Here is a 16,852-nt window from a genome sequence, read left to right as displayed (position 1 = left end):
AAAACTACTTGGCTAAGTCTTTGTTTAATGAGTATAACGCATAATTACCGTGGTGTTTTGCATCAAACAAATCAAGAATATCATGGTGAGTAAGCTTGTTGTTTTCCATACCAACAGCCAAGCCGCCTTTACCTTCAAGTAATAACTTAACAGCATAGGCACCCATTTCACTTGCTACTACACGGTCACGCATTGTTGGGCTTCCGCCACGTTGCATATGGCCCAATACATTAGCACGAGCATCAAAGTCACCATATTTAAGAAGTTCATCCTTAAATTTTTCAGCGTCCATAACACCTTCAGCTAAAACAACGATTCCATGTTTCTTACCATTAGCAAATCCTTGCTTCAAGGTTTCAGCAATTTCTTTAATGTCATAAGGTTCTTCTGGAATAACAATGGCTTCAGCACCGGTAGCAACACCAACGTGCATTGCGATATCCCCACAATCACGACCCATAACATTTACAACAAATACACGTTGATGACTTGTTGCAGTATCACGAATCTTATCAATGGCTTCCATTGCAGTATTACATGCAGTGTCAAAACCAATTGTGTAATCAGTATAAGGAATATCGTTGTCAATTGAACCAGGAAGACCAATAGCATTATAGCCATGTCTTGTAAGCTTCAATGCGCCGTGGTAAGAACCGTCACCACCAATGACAACCAAAGCATCGATTCCGTGCTTCTTTAATTGTTCGATTCCCTTAAGTTGAACTTCTTCTTCCTTAAATTCTGGGAAACGAGCTGAATAAAGAAAAGTACCGCCGCGGCTAATTTTATCCGCAACTGTTTCAGAAGTCATTTGGAAAATATCACCAGCAACTAAACCAGCATATCCATAACGAATTCCGCAAACTTCGATACCGTTTGCCAAAGCTGTACGAGTAACAGCTCTAATGGCAGCGTTCATACCAGGGGCATCTCCACCACTAGTTAAAATACCAATCCGTTTCATGAATTCACCTCTACGATTTTCTGTGTTTTACTCACATCGATTTTATCGTACCATTTTTTTTACTCAATGTCTTCAAAAAAAAGCCTATTTTTTCACTAATAATCCTTATGAAATAAATGTTTTCGCTTTCAACCTTATTAGGCTCTCTTTTGTTTACTTCCAAAAAATTTGAATTAATCTTTAAAATTAACTTGCCGAGCATTAGAAAGTAGAAATTGAATTTTGTTAGGGTTAAACCGATCACTTTGTGTCCTAACTTGAAGTAAATATATCTCACCAATCTTCAAGTTCTCACCTACTTTTTCCCAGACCTGAGGAAAAATAGTAAAGTCTTTCTCACCACTAGTATCACTAAAAACCGCAAACGCCATATTATCACCTTTTTTTGTGGTAATTTGTTTGACTTTCATTAGCTTTCCAACTGCGATTCCTTGTTCATTGCTCTCAAAAGCCTGCAATCTTTTTGCATTATATTTTCGAGCATATTTTTGAACCGCAATAATTGGGTTAATACCAGTACTAAAACCCATTGCTTCAACTTCCATAGCTGATTTTTCAGCTGCAGTTGGCATTTTTTCTTCTTCTACTTTTGGCTCTAATGTTTCGAATAAAGATAAATTTGAGCCTGCCATTTTTACGCTCTCAACTAAATCTTTATTTATTTTTAACAGTTCATTTCGATTAGGAGCCAGTCTATCAAAAGAGCCAGCTTTAATTAAATTTCCGACCGCATCTACACTCAGTAAATTATTATCTATTTTCCATAGGAAATCAGTCATTGACTTAATCGGACGCTTAATTTCTAAAATTTGCTTCAATAAATCGCTTCTTAACCCCCGAATTGCCTTTAATCCAACTAAAATTTTTCCATTCTCTAATGAAAAATCTGCTTTACTGCTTTCAATATCAGGTGGCAAAATTTTAATTCCAGCTTCTTGAGCTTGCATTAAATATTGGGCAATTTTATGTCGGTTACCCATATTGCTGTTTAACAAAGCTAAATAAAAGGCGCCTGGATAATGTACTTTAAAATAAGCAAGCCAAAAAGCAATCTTACTATAGGCAACCGCATGAGAACGATTAAATCCATAATTAGCAAACTGTGCAATGTAGTCATAAACTTTTTCAGCAGTTTCCTTTTTACGGCCTAATTTAATTGCACCTTCAATAAACTTAGACCTTTCACGTTGAATTACATCCGCATTTTTCTTAGACATTGCACGTCTTAAAAGATCAGCTTCTCCTAAAGAAAAACCTGCTAAAACTTGAGCTGTTTGCATAACTTGCTCTTGATAAACTAAAACTCCATAGGTGGTACCTAAAATCTTCTTTAAACTAGGATCAGGATATTGAACCCTCTCTTTTCCATGTTTTCTATTGATGAAATGATCAATATTATTTATTGGACCGGGACGGTATAAGGCATTAACTGCAACAATATCTTCAAAACTATCTGGATGAAGTTGTTCAAGTACTCGCTTAATACCGTCAGATTCAAACTGAAATACTGCATCTGTATCTCCACGCTGAAACAAGGCAAGTGTATCTGGGTCATCTAAGGGAATTTGGTTAGGATCGATGTCAATTCCGTCTGCTCTTAAAGCTGCAACGATGTTCCCCAAAATAGTTAAGTTTCTTAATCCTAAGAAATCGATCTTTAATAAACCTAATGATTCAACATTCGATTTTGTTTGTTGAGTCACGGGGATTCCTAGAGGCCCTGCTTGTAGACCTACTATTTCAGCCAATGAATCATCGGTAATTACTAATCCAGCCGCATGAATTGAATAGTGCCTTGGTAAATTTTCTAAATGCTCAGCAGTCGCAAACAAAATTTTGCTTAAGTCATTTGTGTTCACTAGCAGTTGTAATTCTTTTGATTTTTGATAGGCCTCAGCTAAGGTGATTTTCCCCTTAGAGTGCGGAATTGCATCTAACCAACGATACGTTTCGACCTTATTTAGTCCAAAAATACGACAAACATCCTTTAAAACTTGCTTTGCGGCTAAGGTACCAAACGTTAAAATCTGTGCCGCATGATTCATCCCGTACTTTTCAAACATATACTTAATTACTTCATCCCTGCGGTTGTCAGGAATATCTAAGTCAATATCAGGCATTTGCTGACGAGCAGGATTTAAGAAACGTTCAAACAGCAAATTATATTCGATTGGATCGACTTCAGTAATTCTCAAAGCATATGAAACAAGAGAACCTGCTGCGGATCCTCTTCCGGGACCCGTTGTAATATTGACACTATGGGCAAAATTCATTACATCCCACACAATAAGAAAATAATCATCAAATCCCATTTCGTTAATTACTCGCAATTCATAATCAAGTCTCTCTTGATATTTAGCTGGAATTTGATTATTAAATTTTTTTGCAAGACCTTCTTGAGCCAAAGAATGTAAATACTCTTTTGAAGTGGGAAACTTATTTTGTTTAAATTTAGGCAATTGCGGATCTTGAAACTTAATTTCTGCAGTACAGATTTTTCCAATTTCTTCTGCATTCTTCAATGCATCTTCAATATCAAACTTACGATAACTTACCTGCAATTCTTCGCTATTTTTCAAATAGTGTGAGCCCGCTTGTTTAGCTAATTGTTCTATATTTTCTAAATGAGTATTAGTTTTAATTGCTTGAAGTGTACGTCTTAAAAATTGTTCATTACGGTTAAGGTACTGCCCATCTTCTACAGCAGTTAGAGGCAAGTTAAATTGTGTAGCTAGTGAGCGAATATAATTGATATATTCTTGTTGTCCTAAATCAGCATAGACTCCCAAATACAGGAAAGATGAGCTCGGAAGAAAATCTTGCAGCTTTCGTAAATAGTTTGCTCCCATTTTAGGATTATTAGTCTGCAACATTTTTATTTCACTATGTAAATTGCTTGGAGTAATTAGAATTAAATGTCCAAGATATTTTTTTAAATTTTCGAGAGTTAAAACATTTTCTTTTTCACCATTTTCAGTTAAAAGATTAACTGCACTAGATAAACGTAAAATGTTTTTATATCCCTGGTCATCTTTTGCAATTACAATGAGATCATACTTATTAGCTTCATCAATTAAACCATTAACTCTAAGTTGCATCCCTAGCAAAGGTTTAATTCCGACATCTTTTGCTGCCTTATAAAAATCGACCAAGCCATAAGTAATATTGATATCGGTTAAAGCAATTGCAGAATAGCCTTTTTTCTTAGCATTTTCAGCCAAATTTTTAACTTTGGTTGGACTCTCAAGTAGAGTAAAACCGCTTAAATTTTGTAAACTAACCGCTCCCATATACTCACCCTTTCTGATAATTTAAGTATAGCAAATTCTCTTATCTTCGCTTGCTAAAACATCTTATTTTTGCTAAGATACCTAGCGAAAGAAGGAGAAATTATGCGCTACATTATTACAGTGATTTGGTCATGCATTTTTTGCGAAATTATCGGTTTTATCGCTGCATCTCTAACTCAGATGCAATTTAATCCTATGCAATCTTTGATTATTGGCGCAGTCTTTGGCTTGCTCTTCGCAATTATCATTCCTGCCATTACTGCCAAAAGTTACAAAGATAAAAGTAAGTATAGCAAACTATAATTAAATTTGAATATTATAAAAAGCTGTTTCAATTAAGAAACAGCTTTTTTCTTAGTAAAATTTATAATTCTTACTTGTATCTACTTTAATATCATCATGAGTTAAGTACTCACTAAACATTTGAACATAATCTTGGTCAAAAATCTTTTCAATTTTATTCATACTGTAAGCTGGATAGAAACCTCCACCTAAAGCACGATAATTGTTTACGGCTAACTTATAAACCTTGTCATCTTCAAGATCTTTACCATCTAAAGTCACCTTAGTCAATCTTTGACCCACTGGCTTAGATAAATCAGCTTCGTACTTAACAGGATAGAAAAGATCAAAATGATATAACATTGGCTTAGGTGTAATCCAACGATCGATAAATTTAATTTTACCGTCCTTGTCTTTTTCTAAGAAACCAGCTGAATATTCAATGATTTCCTTTAATTCTTTTCCAGTAAGGTTAACAATGCAGAGTTGATTTGCATATGGGTAGTTAAGCAAAACTTCTCTCATGGTAACATTCTTTGAAAATCCATGAGCTGATTCTGACATAATTGCAGTAGCTGAAACATCTGCACCAGTAAACCAAAGTTGCATTTGCTGGATAAGGTTAATGAATGGAGCTCCCTCAATTCTCCCCTTAATGGCATCCTCAATTGGAGCAGGCTCAGATAAGTGAGCAATTGGTTGATCTAACCACTTTTGCGTCTCTTCATCAAGGCTCTTAACAATTTTTTCAATAGCTGGATCAGGGGCATAGTCTTTACTGTCAATTAATTCAGTAGTCATCTCATTAATCTTGACCTTACCTTTTTCATCCTTGTCAAAGTCAATAACTACTTTACCGACAGCTTCTCCTCGATAGCCGGGTTGAACAATTGCAGTATCACGAGTAACTAAGTTTAAGCGACGATGTTGGTGTCCGGTTAAAAAGACATCAATTTCAGGAATTTCAGTTAAAATCTTGTAGCCTTCATTTTCACCAGTGTGAGGCTCAGTCGCTTCTCCAGTCAAAGGATCACTTTCAAAGCCACCATGATACATAGCACAAAGAATATCAACTTGTGGACGTAATTTCTTAGCTAATTTAGAAAGCACATCATAGCCAGAGACAAACTTTAATCCTTTGATATGATCTTCTGATTCCCAGTGAGAAATATATTGGGTAGTAATTCCCATAATTCCTATTTTTAGGCCAGCCTTTTCAATAATAGTGTATTCTTTACCAAAAAAAGGCACATTAGTTTCTGCATCTAAAACATTATCATTAATAAATGGCGCACGGTTATTATCAACGTAATATGACAAGTAGTCTAATCCATAATTAAAATCATGGTTTCCCAATGCACGTGCATCATAGCCTACTTCATTATAAGCTTCAGTAAATTTACGTAATCCTTCCTCTTCAGGGAGCTTGTGTGTAAAGCTAGCTAAAGGAGATCCTTGCAAACAATCTCCACTATCTGTAACTAACACATTATCTGCGCCGTATTTTTCTTTTTCACTTTTTACGACACTACTTACCCGGCTAAGTGAAATTGGTGCATCATAATTGTTTTTATCTTGATAATCAGTTGGCATTAAAAAGCCATGCGTATCACTTGAGTGTAAAATAACTAGTTTCATTAATACCTATTCCTTTAATCAAAAATTATATAAAAAAAGACACCCCAAGGTGTCTTTAATTAATCGTTATTTTGTTGCTTGTTTTCGTTAGCAACTTGACGGCCTTTGTAAAAGCCCTTTGGTGAAACGCGGTGGCTTAAACGGTATTCACCAGTAGTAGCATCGTAATGCATTGCTGGTGTGGTTAATTTAATATGACCACGACGTGAACGTTTCTTTTGCTTAGAAGTTTTTCTTGCAGGAACTGCCATTAGTTAGATCTCCTTTTTTATAGAATTGAGACTTGCGAACCTTTAAATAAACAAATTCACTAAATACTCACGTATTTCAATGATACAATCTAAGAGCTGATAAATCAAGTCCAATCTTATTTTGTAGCTTCAGAATTATTAACTTTTTTTAATTCAGCTATTTGTTTATCTCTAGATTCAATTTCACTCCGATATTTATTATCTAATTCTTTCTTCTGTTTTGCTAGTGCTTTTTTTACATCGGGAGAAACTTTTTCTCCTTTGCCAATCAACAGTGACACTAAAGCACCTAATAGAAGCATAATCACTAAAACGATGATTAGAGGCATTTTAGGTTGAAAAAAGCCAAAATTAATCGCTACTGGTTCAGTATTGAGGCATGCAAAAATCACAAGCACTAAAACGATAATTAGTCCAATTACTAAATTTCTTTGCTTATTCATCATTCTTCCCTACTTTCTGCTAGCAAACTTTAGACTTGCCCAGTCACCAATACGAGGGAAAATTTGGTAAAGCTTTGCGAAGGTAGCTAAGCTTAGAGGTAAATTCAATTCACGACGGTTAGAACCAAAGAAGTGGACTACTTGCCAAGCTACATCATCTGGATCAAGCATAAAACGTTGAACATTATTCACGTAAGATCCACTTTCATCGGCAATATTAAAGAAATTAGTATAAACTGGTCCAGGATTTACTGTCATGACCTTAACACCAAAAGGTTTCAATTCTAGACGTAAAACGTTTGAAAATTGAATAATAGCTGCCTTAGTAGCACTGTAAGCTGCAGTCTTAGTAGTTGGTACAATTCCAGCAATTGAGCCAAAATTAATAATTTGCCCTTGTTTTTGATCAATCATGACGCGCGCAACAAGACGAGTGAAGTACATCAAACCTAAAACATTGGTTTGAAACATTTCAGTCACCACTTGAGGTGAAGTCTCTAAAAATTCTTTAAAGACACCAAACCCTGCTGCATTGACAAGATAATCAATATGGTCAACATGACTAACAATTTCATTAAAGGTACGATCAATTTGATCAGCTTTGCTAATATCTGTTGGAAATACATATACTTCATTTCCAGAAAGCTGACGTGCTTCGTTTGCAATTTCTTCTAACTTATCTTGATGACGTGCCATCAAGATAACTGTTGCACCACGACTTGCACTTTCTAAAGCAATTGAGCGTCCAATACCACTAGAAGCTCCTGTAACTACTACGACTTTATCCCTTAATGAATTACTCATATTATTACCCCCTCAATGTGATTTCAAAATTATCTAGATCATTAGCTAAGTGAGTATGTTTAAAAATCTTTCTAGCATCATGTTCTAATTGTCTACCAGCTCTTCCAGTATAGCGAGCAGAAATGTGAGTTAAATAAAGCTCTCCAACATTATGATCTCGAGCAACTCGAGCTGCATCCAAGCAAGTTGAATGGAAGTAGCGATGAGCCATTTTTTCTTCTCCGCCATCAAATGTTGATTCATGAACTAGAACATCGGCATTATCTGCTAATTCACCAATATTGTTTGTTGGCCGAGTATCATAAATAATTGTCACAATCCGTCCTGGACGCTCTTCTCCAAGAAAATCGCGTCCATCTAGTTTTTGCCCATCACTTAATGTAATTGTTTTTCCTGCCTTCAATTGACCAAGAAGCGGCCCATTAGGCACATTATATTCTGCCACTTTATCCATTAATAATTCACCTGGACGCGGCTTTTCAACTACACGAAAGCCAAAACTAGGTACTCGATGATCTAAACGAGCTGTGTAGACTGCAAAAATATCATTTTCAAAAATTAAGCCATCTTCTTTTAAAACCACATACTTAATCGGATATGATACGCGAGTTTTAGAAACTCTGAGAGAAGTTTGTACAAATTGTTCAATACCAGCTGGTCCATAAATTGTTAATGGACCACCATCGCCTTGAAAAGAACGAGATGAGAGAAAACCTGGAAGTCCAAAAATATGGTCACCATGAGTATGTGAAATAAAGATTCGCGTTACTTTTCTAGGTCTAATGTTAGTCTTTAAAATTTGATGCTGCGTTGCTTCTCCCACATCAAATAGCCATACTTCATTTAATTCGTCTAATAACTTTAATGCGGTACAAGAAACATTTCTACTTTTTGATGGTTGCCCCGCACTTGTTCCTAAAAATTGTATTTCCATGAAAACCCTATTTCTAATATTTTCCTTTAGTAACTAAAATTTTAGTTATATAGGCACTATAAAATTTCGATCCTTCTGGAGTTGGATGTGTATGATCATCGTAGAACCAATCTTGATGACTACCAGCAAACTCATGCCACTTAATAATAGTTAAGTTGGGATATTTTTTCGTTGCTGCATCTAATTCACTATTAACTTGATCTTGCCAATCACGCGTTGGGACATGAGTATTAACCCAAAAAACATGTCTCTTTGGACCAATAATTTGCATTAAGTGATCAAGTTCTTGAGGTTGAAAAGCCCCATTCGTTCCTAAACCAATTAACACATTATCATTTAAAGCACCCTTTGCTTTGTATTGTTCAAAAAGCGGAATAGTATCACCCAATTGTCTAGAAACAGCGGCATCAATAATTAAATGTGGCATCATTTTTTGCAGATTTTGACTAGAACCAGCCATTACTGAATCTCCAATTGCAGTCACGTGAATTTTTTGTGCTAGTTGTAAATCAACTTGGGAAATTCCATATTTCTCAAAATCCTGATTTACTGGTTTAGTAGCTGCTGCTTCCTTAGCTTGTTTTACAAGAGCAGCTTTTGAAGTTGATGCTGTTTTCTTTCTAGACTGAGCTTCCTTAATTAATTTCTGATTATTCTTTAGCTGCTTACTACGATTTGATTTAATTTGCTTAGCTAGTTGAGAGTGATTGGGATTTTCCGCTTTGACAGTAGGCGCTTTTAAAATTCCAAAACTACCTAGAATAAAAACTATTATTCCTGTTGCAAAAAGTATTTTTGCTTGATAGTGTTTTGCTCGTAAATTTAGTGCCTTAGTTAAGAATTGACGCATTTTTTCCCAGTCAATTCGGCCAAATGGTTTTTCAATAAAACGATAACTAAGTTCAGCAATTATTAAAATTAAAATAACTTCAATTAAATGATATAAAACCACATGATCTGCAATATCTTTAACCTTATCTTCAAAGAAGATCATTACTGGAAATTGATATAAGTAAATTCCATACGAACGTGAGCCAATCCACTTAAATACTGGATTAGTTAACCACTTGTTCCAGCTACTACCTGGATGAGCAATAATTCCGACAAAAATCGTTGTTACTAGTGAAAATAAGAACATCCCTCCGCGATAAGCAAATGCTTTTTGCGGATTAAAAATTGGACTCGTTGCCATTAGTAAGATACCCACTAAGGCTATTGCTCCAACAATATTTAAGAACCAGTGATCTCTTTTCTCTAGATTTTCATTTAACTTCCAAGTTGGCCAAATAACTGCCAGCATTGCCCCTAAGCCAAGAGAGAAAAATCTTGTATCAGTTCCATAGTAAATTCTACTTGTATCTACACCGGGCTTAAATAAAAATGCCATTTCTAAAGCAGAAAATAAAGTTAAGGCCGTAACAATCCAAAAAATTACCTTTTTCTTTTTAGCAAATCTAACTAGTAAAAAGATTATTAGTGGCCAAATAATGTAAAACTGACCCTCAATTGACATAGTCCATAAATGAATAAATGGCGATTCATTAGCTGCAAACCGTTCAAAATAGCTTTGGCCGTTCTTTATTTGCCAAAAATTATAGACATTCAGTAAATTAGTAACGACGATTTGATTCAGCTTCGCTAGAAGATTCTGCTGAAAAAGTAAGATATACGCACTACATCCCCACAGCAGTGTAATCATTTGCGGGTATAACTTCTTTATTCGTCTGATGTAAAAAGCTTTGAAGTTATACTTTCCCCGCTCCTCATAGGCATGAAACATGTGGTCTGTAACTAAATAACCCGATAATACTAAAAATATCGGTACTCCTAGATATCCACCCATAAACTGGTTTGGATTAAGGTGATATAGAATTACTCCAATAACAGCTAGAGCACGAAGTCCGCCATAACCTGTAATAAAGCGGTTCTTTTTATTCAAAAGTCTTACTCCCAACTTTTTCAAATTTTCTAATCTACAAATTCAAAAGTAAAGTCAGCTATTGAAACATCGTCGCCAGTTACTGCTCCATTTTCTCTCAAAGCTTCATCTACACCCAAGCGCTTTAATTTACGAGCTAGAAGCATAATTCCATCAGTATGATCAAGGTTAGTTCTTTGGACAAGACGCTCTAGCTTATTGCCTGTAACAACAAAGCTGTGTTCGCCAGTTCTTTCAACCTTAAATCCTTCATCTTCTGGTTTCTTATAAACATATTCTTTTTCGGCAACTTTAATTTCTGCTGGTTTTTCAGCTTCTTCTTTAGCAACTTCTTCAACAAGATCTGCGGTCTTACCCATTAGTTCACTAACACCCTTATGGGTAACACTAGAAATAGGATAGACAGTTTTATCTCCTAGTTTCTTCTTAAATTCCTCAAATTTTTCTTCACTACCAGGAATATCCATTTGCGTTGCTACAATAATTTCTTTCTTGGTAGTTAAGTCCTTAGTGTAGCCTGCTAATTCCTTGCGAATTGTCTCATAGTCTTCGTAAGCATCCCGACCATTGTTTGGATCCATTGAAACTAAATGCAAGATTACTTTTGTACGTTCAACATGACGCAAGAATTGAATTCCAAGTCCAACACCTTTTGAAGCACCTTCAATTAATCCCGGTAAGTCAGCCATTGAAAAGTCACGACCATCTGGAAGAACAACCATTCCTAGGTTAGGAGTTAAAGTTGTAAATTCATAGGCTGCAATCTTTGGCTTAGCCTTAGTTACAACAGATAACAAGGTTGACTTACCAACAGATGGGAATCCTACTAGCCCGACATCAGCTAAGACTTTTAACTCCAAGCGTAAAGTACGGAATTCTCCTGGTTCACCATTTTCAGCAATTTCTGGAGCAGTTCTTGTTGGAGTGGCAAAGTGAATATTACCTCTACCACCTTTTCCGCCGTGAGCCACTACCAATTCTTGACCATTTTCAACTAAGTCGCCTAAAAGTTCACCAGTATTAAAATCGTAGACACTTGTTCCCATTGGAACTTTTAGTCTTACATCTTTAGCTCCACGACCATATTGTGATTTAATACGACCATTTTCACCATTATCTGCCTTAAACTTACGTCTAAAGCGAAAATCCATTAAGGTTCTTAGGCCGGAATCAGCAACTAATATAATACTACCTCCACGGCCACCATCTCCACCGGCTGGTCCACCAAGTGGAACATATTTTTCATGTCGAAAAGCAACGGCACCGTCGCCGCCCTTTCCTGCTTGTACATCTATTTTTGTTTGGTCGACAAACACTATGTGTGCCTCCTTTATATATCAAGTTATAATTAAAAATTTCCTTAAAGTTTCTTAACTATAATACCATATCAAGCCCCATTAAATCAGGTCTTTTATTGGTTAATTTATAAACTCAATTTTACAGTTTGTGCTTGCGGAAGAGTTAGACCAGCTCCTCTTAATTCATCCACTGATGCTTCTTTAATTTTCTTTAAAGAACCGAACTTTCTTAGGAGCTTATTTCTAGACTTAGGCCCAATACCCTTAATTTCATCTAATTTACTTGAAAGAGCATTTTTGGCATGAGTTCTTCTATGGAAAGTAATTGCAAAGCGGTGAACTTCATCCTGAATTCTAGTCATTAAATAAAATCCTTCAGATTTCGGATCTAAAGGAATTAACTTTAAGTCCTCTCCCTTCGTAGGATCACCAAAAATCAAGTGATTAGTTCGGTGATGATCATCCTTTACCATTCCGGCAACAGGAATATTTACATTCAATTCATTTCTTAAAACATCCAAACAAGCTTCAACTTGAATCTGACCACCATCCATTAAAATAAGATCTGGCATTTTTTTATGTTCTTTTAAAAGACGACTGTAACGTCTTCTAACTACTTCACGGGTATTTCCTACTTCATCAGCCGCATTTTGATGTTCAACCTCACCCTTTAATTTGTATTTACGATATTCATGTTTATCAGCTTCACCATCAGTAAATACTACCAAGGCAGAAACAGGGTCAGCTCCCTGAATATGTGAGTGGTCAAAACTTTCAATTCTATGGCCATATGGTAGGCCTAATGCATCAAAAATTTCTTTTTGTGCACCCTTGGTTTTACGATTACCTAGTTCTAAGAGTCGGAATTTTTCATCTAGTTTCAACTTAGCATTATCATGAGCCATTTCTAACAAGGCTTTCTTTTGACCACGTTGTGGTGTCCTTACTGGTACCTTTAGTACTTCAGATAAAGATTCATTATCAATTCCAGCTGGTACTAACACTTCTTTTGGTAAGACGCGATTGCGCTGTCCATAAAATTGAGCAATGAAGGAAACAAAGGCATCTTGTGGATCATTGGCATCAGTTAGAGGAAATAGTCTTGTTTCACGACGTAATAACTTAGCCTGTCTTAAAAAGAAAATTTGGATTGAAATCCAAGACTTATCAACGTAAAAATTAAAGATGTCCCGCTGAGTATGATCATTAGAAATAATCTTTTGTTTCTCAACAGTTTGTTCAATATATTTCAATTGATCCCTAATTTCAGCAGCACGTTCAAATTCTAGATCCATTGAAGCTTGCGTCATTTTTTCTGTCAGATCTTGCTTAACTTGTGCGATATCTCCATTTAAAAATCGCTTTATTTTTCTAATCTGAGCATCATAGGTGCTCTTTGGCACTTCCTTAAAGCAAGCTCCCAGACATTGCCCCATGTGATAATAAAGACAGGGCCGGCCTTGATGACCTGTACATCTTCTTAGAGGCCAGACTTTTTGAATAAATTTCAAAGTTGCTTGTGCTGCATAAACATTTGGATATGGTCCAAAATAATAACCATGATCCTTATGAACAACTGATGTTAAACGTGTTTGCGGATCACGTTCATTAGTAATTTCAATGTAAGGATAGCCTGTACCTTGCTTTAATTGGACATTATAGTAAGGCTGATATTTTTTGATTAGTGTAATTTCTAACAGAAAAGATTCCTTGTCAGATGAGACAGTAATGATATCAAAATCACGTATTTCACGTACAAGTTCAGCACGTCTTCCCACTTGCTTACTTTTAAAATAGGAACGAACGCGGTTCTTTAAGTTCTTAGACTTTCCCACATAAATCACATTGCCGTTAACATCTTTCATCAAGTAGCAACCTGGCTTATCGGGCAAAAGCTTTAATTTATTTTCAATATGTTCCGTTGCCATAAATTATTTTTCCTTCCTATTAAAATTCCCATAGTATTTTATCACGTTCCTTCTTAAAACCAAGTAAGATGACTTTTTTGTTTACTCAATCCTTCATTTTCTTATAGAATAGTAAATAGCCAAAAAGAAAGGTCGCAAATAATGAAAAATATTTATTTTAATCATGATGGAAACATCGATGATTTAGTTTCACTTCTTTTACTCTTACAAGCGCCTGATATTAAACTCATTGGGATTAGTGCTATTGATGGTGATGGATATATTGATCCTTCAGTAGAAGCTTGTCGAAAAATGGTTGATAAATTCAATTTACGTGGTGATAAATTAGAAGTTGCTCGCTCTAATTCACGTGCTGTTCATCAATTTCCTAAAGAGTGGCGGATGGCAACATACTCATTTAACTACTTTCCAATTTTAAATGAGAGCGGTGAAATCAAGACCCCAGAAGCTGCTTTACCTGCTCACCTAGATATGATCGATAAAATTAAAAAAGCAGATGGACCAGTTACCTTAGTAATGACTGGTCCAATTACTGATTTAGCTCGAGCATTAGACGAAGATGCTTCAATTCAATCAAAAATCGAAAAAGTCTACTGGATGGGTGGTTCTCTAGACGGACATGGAAATGTAGTCAGCGTTGATGCCGACGGCACTCAAGAATGGAATGCTTTTTGGGATCCAGATGCAGTGAAAAGAGTTCTAGATTCAGATCTTGAAATTCAAATGGTTGGATTAGAAAGCACCGAAGAACTTCCCTTAACTGATGAACTTCGCCAGCACTGGGCTAGTTTAAGAAAGTATCCAGCTATTGACTTAGTTGGTTTAGGATACAGCTTAATTATTTCTGTTCCAAATGCAGAGCTATATTTGTGGGACGTTTTAACTACTATGTCAGCTCTCTACCCTGAACTTGTTGAGACACGTCAGGTAAAAGCAAATGTTATTACATCAGGACTGGCAAGTGGCCGTATGTTTATCGATCCTAATGGAAAAGAAATTACTGAAGTAACAAAAGCAGATAAAGATTTATTCTTTAAGAAAGTAGATAAAATTTTAGAAAGACAATAAATATATAAATGACAATTTGGTTAACACACTTTATCGAAAATTTCGGCTATCTTGCCATTATTCTTTTAATTGCCGTTGAAAATATTTTTCCACCTATTCCTTCAGAGGTGATTTTGACCCTTGGAGGATTCTTAGTTAGTGGAACTAAATTAACTCTAATCGGAGTTATCCTAGCTTCAACTTTAGGATCAATTATTGGTGCGATTATTTTGTTTTCAATAAGTCGTAACCTGACGCTACCACGATTTGAAAAATTACTTGAAACTAAATTATTTAAACTTTTAGGATTTAAAAAAGATGATGCCCAAAAAGCCATCAATTGGTTCGACAAACATGGAATTGGCGCCATTTTTTATGGACGTTGCATCCCTGTCGTTAGAAGTTTAATTTCAATTCCTGCAGGTATTGCACATGTCGGCTGGACTAAATTCTTAGTCTTAACTACTTTAGGTAGTTTAGTTTGGAATAGTGTATTAGTTGGCTTAGGTCACTACATGGGAAAAAATTGGCAGCTAGTAGTTAAAATCTTTGATGATTATACCCTTATAATTATTGCCCTTTTACTAATCTTATTTATTTATTTTGGAATTAAATGGTACAAAACTCGAATTAAGAAGTAAAATTTTACTGTAGACTGGTTGGCGGACTGGAAGTTCGCCAACCTTTTTTGTTATAATTGTATTTATGTTAAAGTAACAATTACATTTTTGTTAATGAGGTATAAAAATGTTATTTCCTTACGAAAAGAATTTTAATCAATGGTGCACTAGTCAAAATCTAGCCCCACGAACTCTTACTTCCATTAATCAATCGATCTATTATTTTTGGAACTATTTTTTACAAAATTCAAATTCAGAACCTAAAGTTAGTAATGTTTCTGCTCAGGATATTCGGGCCTTTATTGACCACTTAGAGCAAGATCAAAATAAAACAATTAGTACGATTAATAAGTATGTTACCCATTTAAAGAAATATTTTTCTTTTCTCTATGACCACCAATTAGTCAAAAATTATCTTTTTACCGACTTACATGGCTATACTTTTGATCGAACCCCTCATATTTGTATTGACTGGATTGATCAGCTTGATGAAATTATAACTTGGCCTGAAATTAGTCTTGATTGTAAAAAAGTTCTAATATTAATTGCACATGGCTTTGATCCAAAACAATTTCTTAATTTAAGTAAAGCTAATATTTCAAGGATTAAAGATTCAAGTTATCGTTCCCTTCTATTGACTAATACTGAAGAAAATCCTCTTATTTTTCAAACAAAGACGGGTAAACAAATCTCTGCCTTAACCTCTTTAACTAGAAAAATTGCTCCAGACAAGGATATTTTAAATTTTGATCTTACCCCAGGGAAACTTCGCCTTTCTTACATTTACTATAAAGTAAATGACCCCAGCCTCTCTGATTTGAAATTAATGGAAATCCTACACTGTAATCGTAAGAGTTTAACTTATTATCGTAATCAACTAGATAAGCTTAAACTTGCTCCATTTACACCAAAAAGAACGGTTTGAAAACCGTTCTTTTTTCTTATTTATTAAATTTAATAGCAGCCTCTATTATTAATAAATAAATTGTTTAAGATTAATTTAATTATCTTTTTTAAATATTTCGTATAGATTTACTTTACAAAAATACTACAATAGATAAAGGAGAATGTTATTAGATAAAGAGGTAAAAATATGACTAATAAAAGTTCTGTTCCTAAGAAGCTTTCCTTCATATCCATCTATTTCTTAGGTATTAATGCAGTTATTGGATCCGGAACATTCCTGTTACCTTCTGTAATTTATCGTTACATGAACCTAACAGCTATTCTTGTTCTTCTCTGTACTGCTGTTACTGTCAGTATGATTGCTTTATGCTATGCGGACTTATCCAGCCGTTTTACACAATCCGGAGCCGCTTGGCTTTATTCATATAATGCTTTTGGACGTTTTTCGGGTTATGAACTAGGTATTTTTACTTGGTTTTTAGGATGTACAACTCTCTCTGCCGAAGTA

The 16,852-nt window shown here is 35.2% G+C and carries 15 protein-coding genes; 5 read left to right on the top strand and 10 right to left on the bottom strand.

The genetic code is table 11. The annotated features are described in order from the left end of the window. Positions 1-4: 4 nt before the first annotated feature. Together pfkA and Q9R40_RS04230 are read right to left on the bottom strand one after the other, a co-directional pair. Positions 5-964, bottom strand: coding sequence for a 6-phosphofructokinase (gene pfkA, locus Q9R40_RS04235; protein WP_148421518.1), 960 nt, complete (start codon positions 962-964; stop codon positions 5-7). Positions 965-1,137: 173 nt separating this feature from the next. Beyond that, positions 1,138-4,254, bottom strand: coding sequence for a DNA polymerase III subunit alpha (locus Q9R40_RS04230; RefSeq protein WP_304676446.1), 3,117 nt, complete (start codon positions 4,252-4,254; stop codon positions 1,138-1,140). 102 nt (positions 4,255-4,356) lie between these two features. Here Q9R40_RS04230 and Q9R40_RS04225 point away from each other — a divergent pair, with 102 nt between their 5' ends. Beyond that, the gene (locus Q9R40_RS04225) at positions 4,357-4,557 is read left to right on the top strand and encodes a YjzD family protein (protein WP_012846275.1); all 201 of its coding nucleotides are present in this window, start codon (positions 4,357-4,359) and stop codon (positions 4,555-4,557) included. A 51-nt stretch (positions 4,558-4,608) separates the two neighbouring features. Here Q9R40_RS04225 and Q9R40_RS04220 read toward each other — a convergent pair whose 3' ends face one another. From Q9R40_RS04220 to uvrC, 8 genes are all read right to left on the bottom strand, one after another. Then, positions 4,609-6,174, bottom strand: a complete 1,566-nt coding sequence (locus tag Q9R40_RS04220; protein ID WP_148421514.1) for a bifunctional UDP-sugar hydrolase/5'-nucleotidase — start codon at positions 6,172-6,174, stop codon at positions 4,609-4,611. 59 nt (positions 6,175-6,233) lie between these two features. After that, on the bottom strand, positions 6,234-6,425 hold the full coding sequence (gene rpmF / locus Q9R40_RS04215; RefSeq protein WP_004894461.1) for a 50S ribosomal protein L32: 192 nt from the start codon (positions 6,423-6,425) through the stop codon (positions 6,234-6,236). A gap of 116 nt (positions 6,426-6,541) precedes the next feature. Further along, the gene (locus Q9R40_RS04210; RefSeq protein ID WP_004897460.1) at positions 6,542-6,868 is read right to left on the bottom strand and encodes a lipopolysaccharide assembly protein LapA domain-containing protein; all 327 of its coding nucleotides are present in this window, start codon (positions 6,866-6,868) and stop codon (positions 6,542-6,544) included. A 9-nt stretch (positions 6,869-6,877) separates the two neighbouring features. Beyond that, positions 6,878-7,672, bottom strand: coding sequence for an SDR family oxidoreductase (locus Q9R40_RS04205; RefSeq protein ID WP_300592340.1), 795 nt, complete (start codon positions 7,670-7,672; stop codon positions 6,878-6,880). A 4-nt stretch (positions 7,673-7,676) separates the two neighbouring features. Further along, on the bottom strand, positions 7,677-8,606 hold the full coding sequence (gene rnz, locus Q9R40_RS04200) for a ribonuclease Z (protein WP_148421510.1): 930 nt from the start codon (positions 8,604-8,606) through the stop codon (positions 7,677-7,679). Positions 8,607-8,619: 13 nt separating this feature from the next. After that, positions 8,620-10,545 carry an acyltransferase family protein gene (locus tag Q9R40_RS04195; protein WP_304676445.1) on the bottom strand — a complete coding sequence of 642 codons (1,926 nt, stop codon included), beginning with the start codon at positions 10,543-10,545 and terminating at the stop codon, positions 8,620-8,622. A 29-nt stretch (positions 10,546-10,574) separates the two neighbouring features. Beyond that, positions 10,575-11,861, bottom strand: a complete 1,287-nt coding sequence (gene obgE, locus Q9R40_RS04190; RefSeq protein ID WP_148421505.1) for a GTPase ObgE — start codon at positions 11,859-11,861, stop codon at positions 10,575-10,577. Positions 11,862-11,968: 107 nt separating this feature from the next. Further along, positions 11,969-13,771, bottom strand: a complete 1,803-nt coding sequence (gene uvrC / locus Q9R40_RS04185; protein WP_304676444.1) for an excinuclease ABC subunit UvrC — start codon at positions 13,769-13,771, stop codon at positions 11,969-11,971. 141 nt (positions 13,772-13,912) lie between these two features. Between uvrC and Q9R40_RS04180 the strand changes: the two genes are divergently transcribed. From Q9R40_RS04180 to Q9R40_RS04165, 4 genes are all read left to right on the top strand, one after another. Then, positions 13,913-14,839, top strand: coding sequence for a nucleoside hydrolase (locus Q9R40_RS04180; RefSeq protein WP_297940872.1), 927 nt, complete (start codon positions 13,913-13,915; stop codon positions 14,837-14,839). A gap of 8 nt (positions 14,840-14,847) precedes the next feature. Continuing rightward, the gene (locus tag Q9R40_RS04175; RefSeq protein ID WP_304676443.1) at positions 14,848-15,459 is read left to right on the top strand and encodes a DedA family protein; all 612 of its coding nucleotides are present in this window, start codon (positions 14,848-14,850) and stop codon (positions 15,457-15,459) included. A gap of 106 nt (positions 15,460-15,565) precedes the next feature. Beyond that, positions 15,566-16,363, top strand: a complete 798-nt coding sequence (locus Q9R40_RS04170) for a site-specific integrase (RefSeq protein WP_304676442.1) — start codon at positions 15,566-15,568, stop codon at positions 16,361-16,363. Between the two features lie 168 nt (positions 16,364-16,531). Further along, positions 16,532-16,852: amino acid permease (locus tag Q9R40_RS04165; protein ID WP_304676441.1), on the top strand; the 321-nt coding region annotated here is incomplete at its 3' end.

It is taken from the genome of uncultured Lactobacillus sp. (genome assembly GCF_948948975.1).
In the GTDB taxonomy this organism is placed as follows: domain Bacteria; phylum Bacillota; class Bacilli; order Lactobacillales; family Lactobacillaceae; genus Lactobacillus.
The sequence above is the reverse complement of the archived record's forward strand: the minus strand, read 5'-3'. Positions and strand labels throughout refer to the sequence as shown.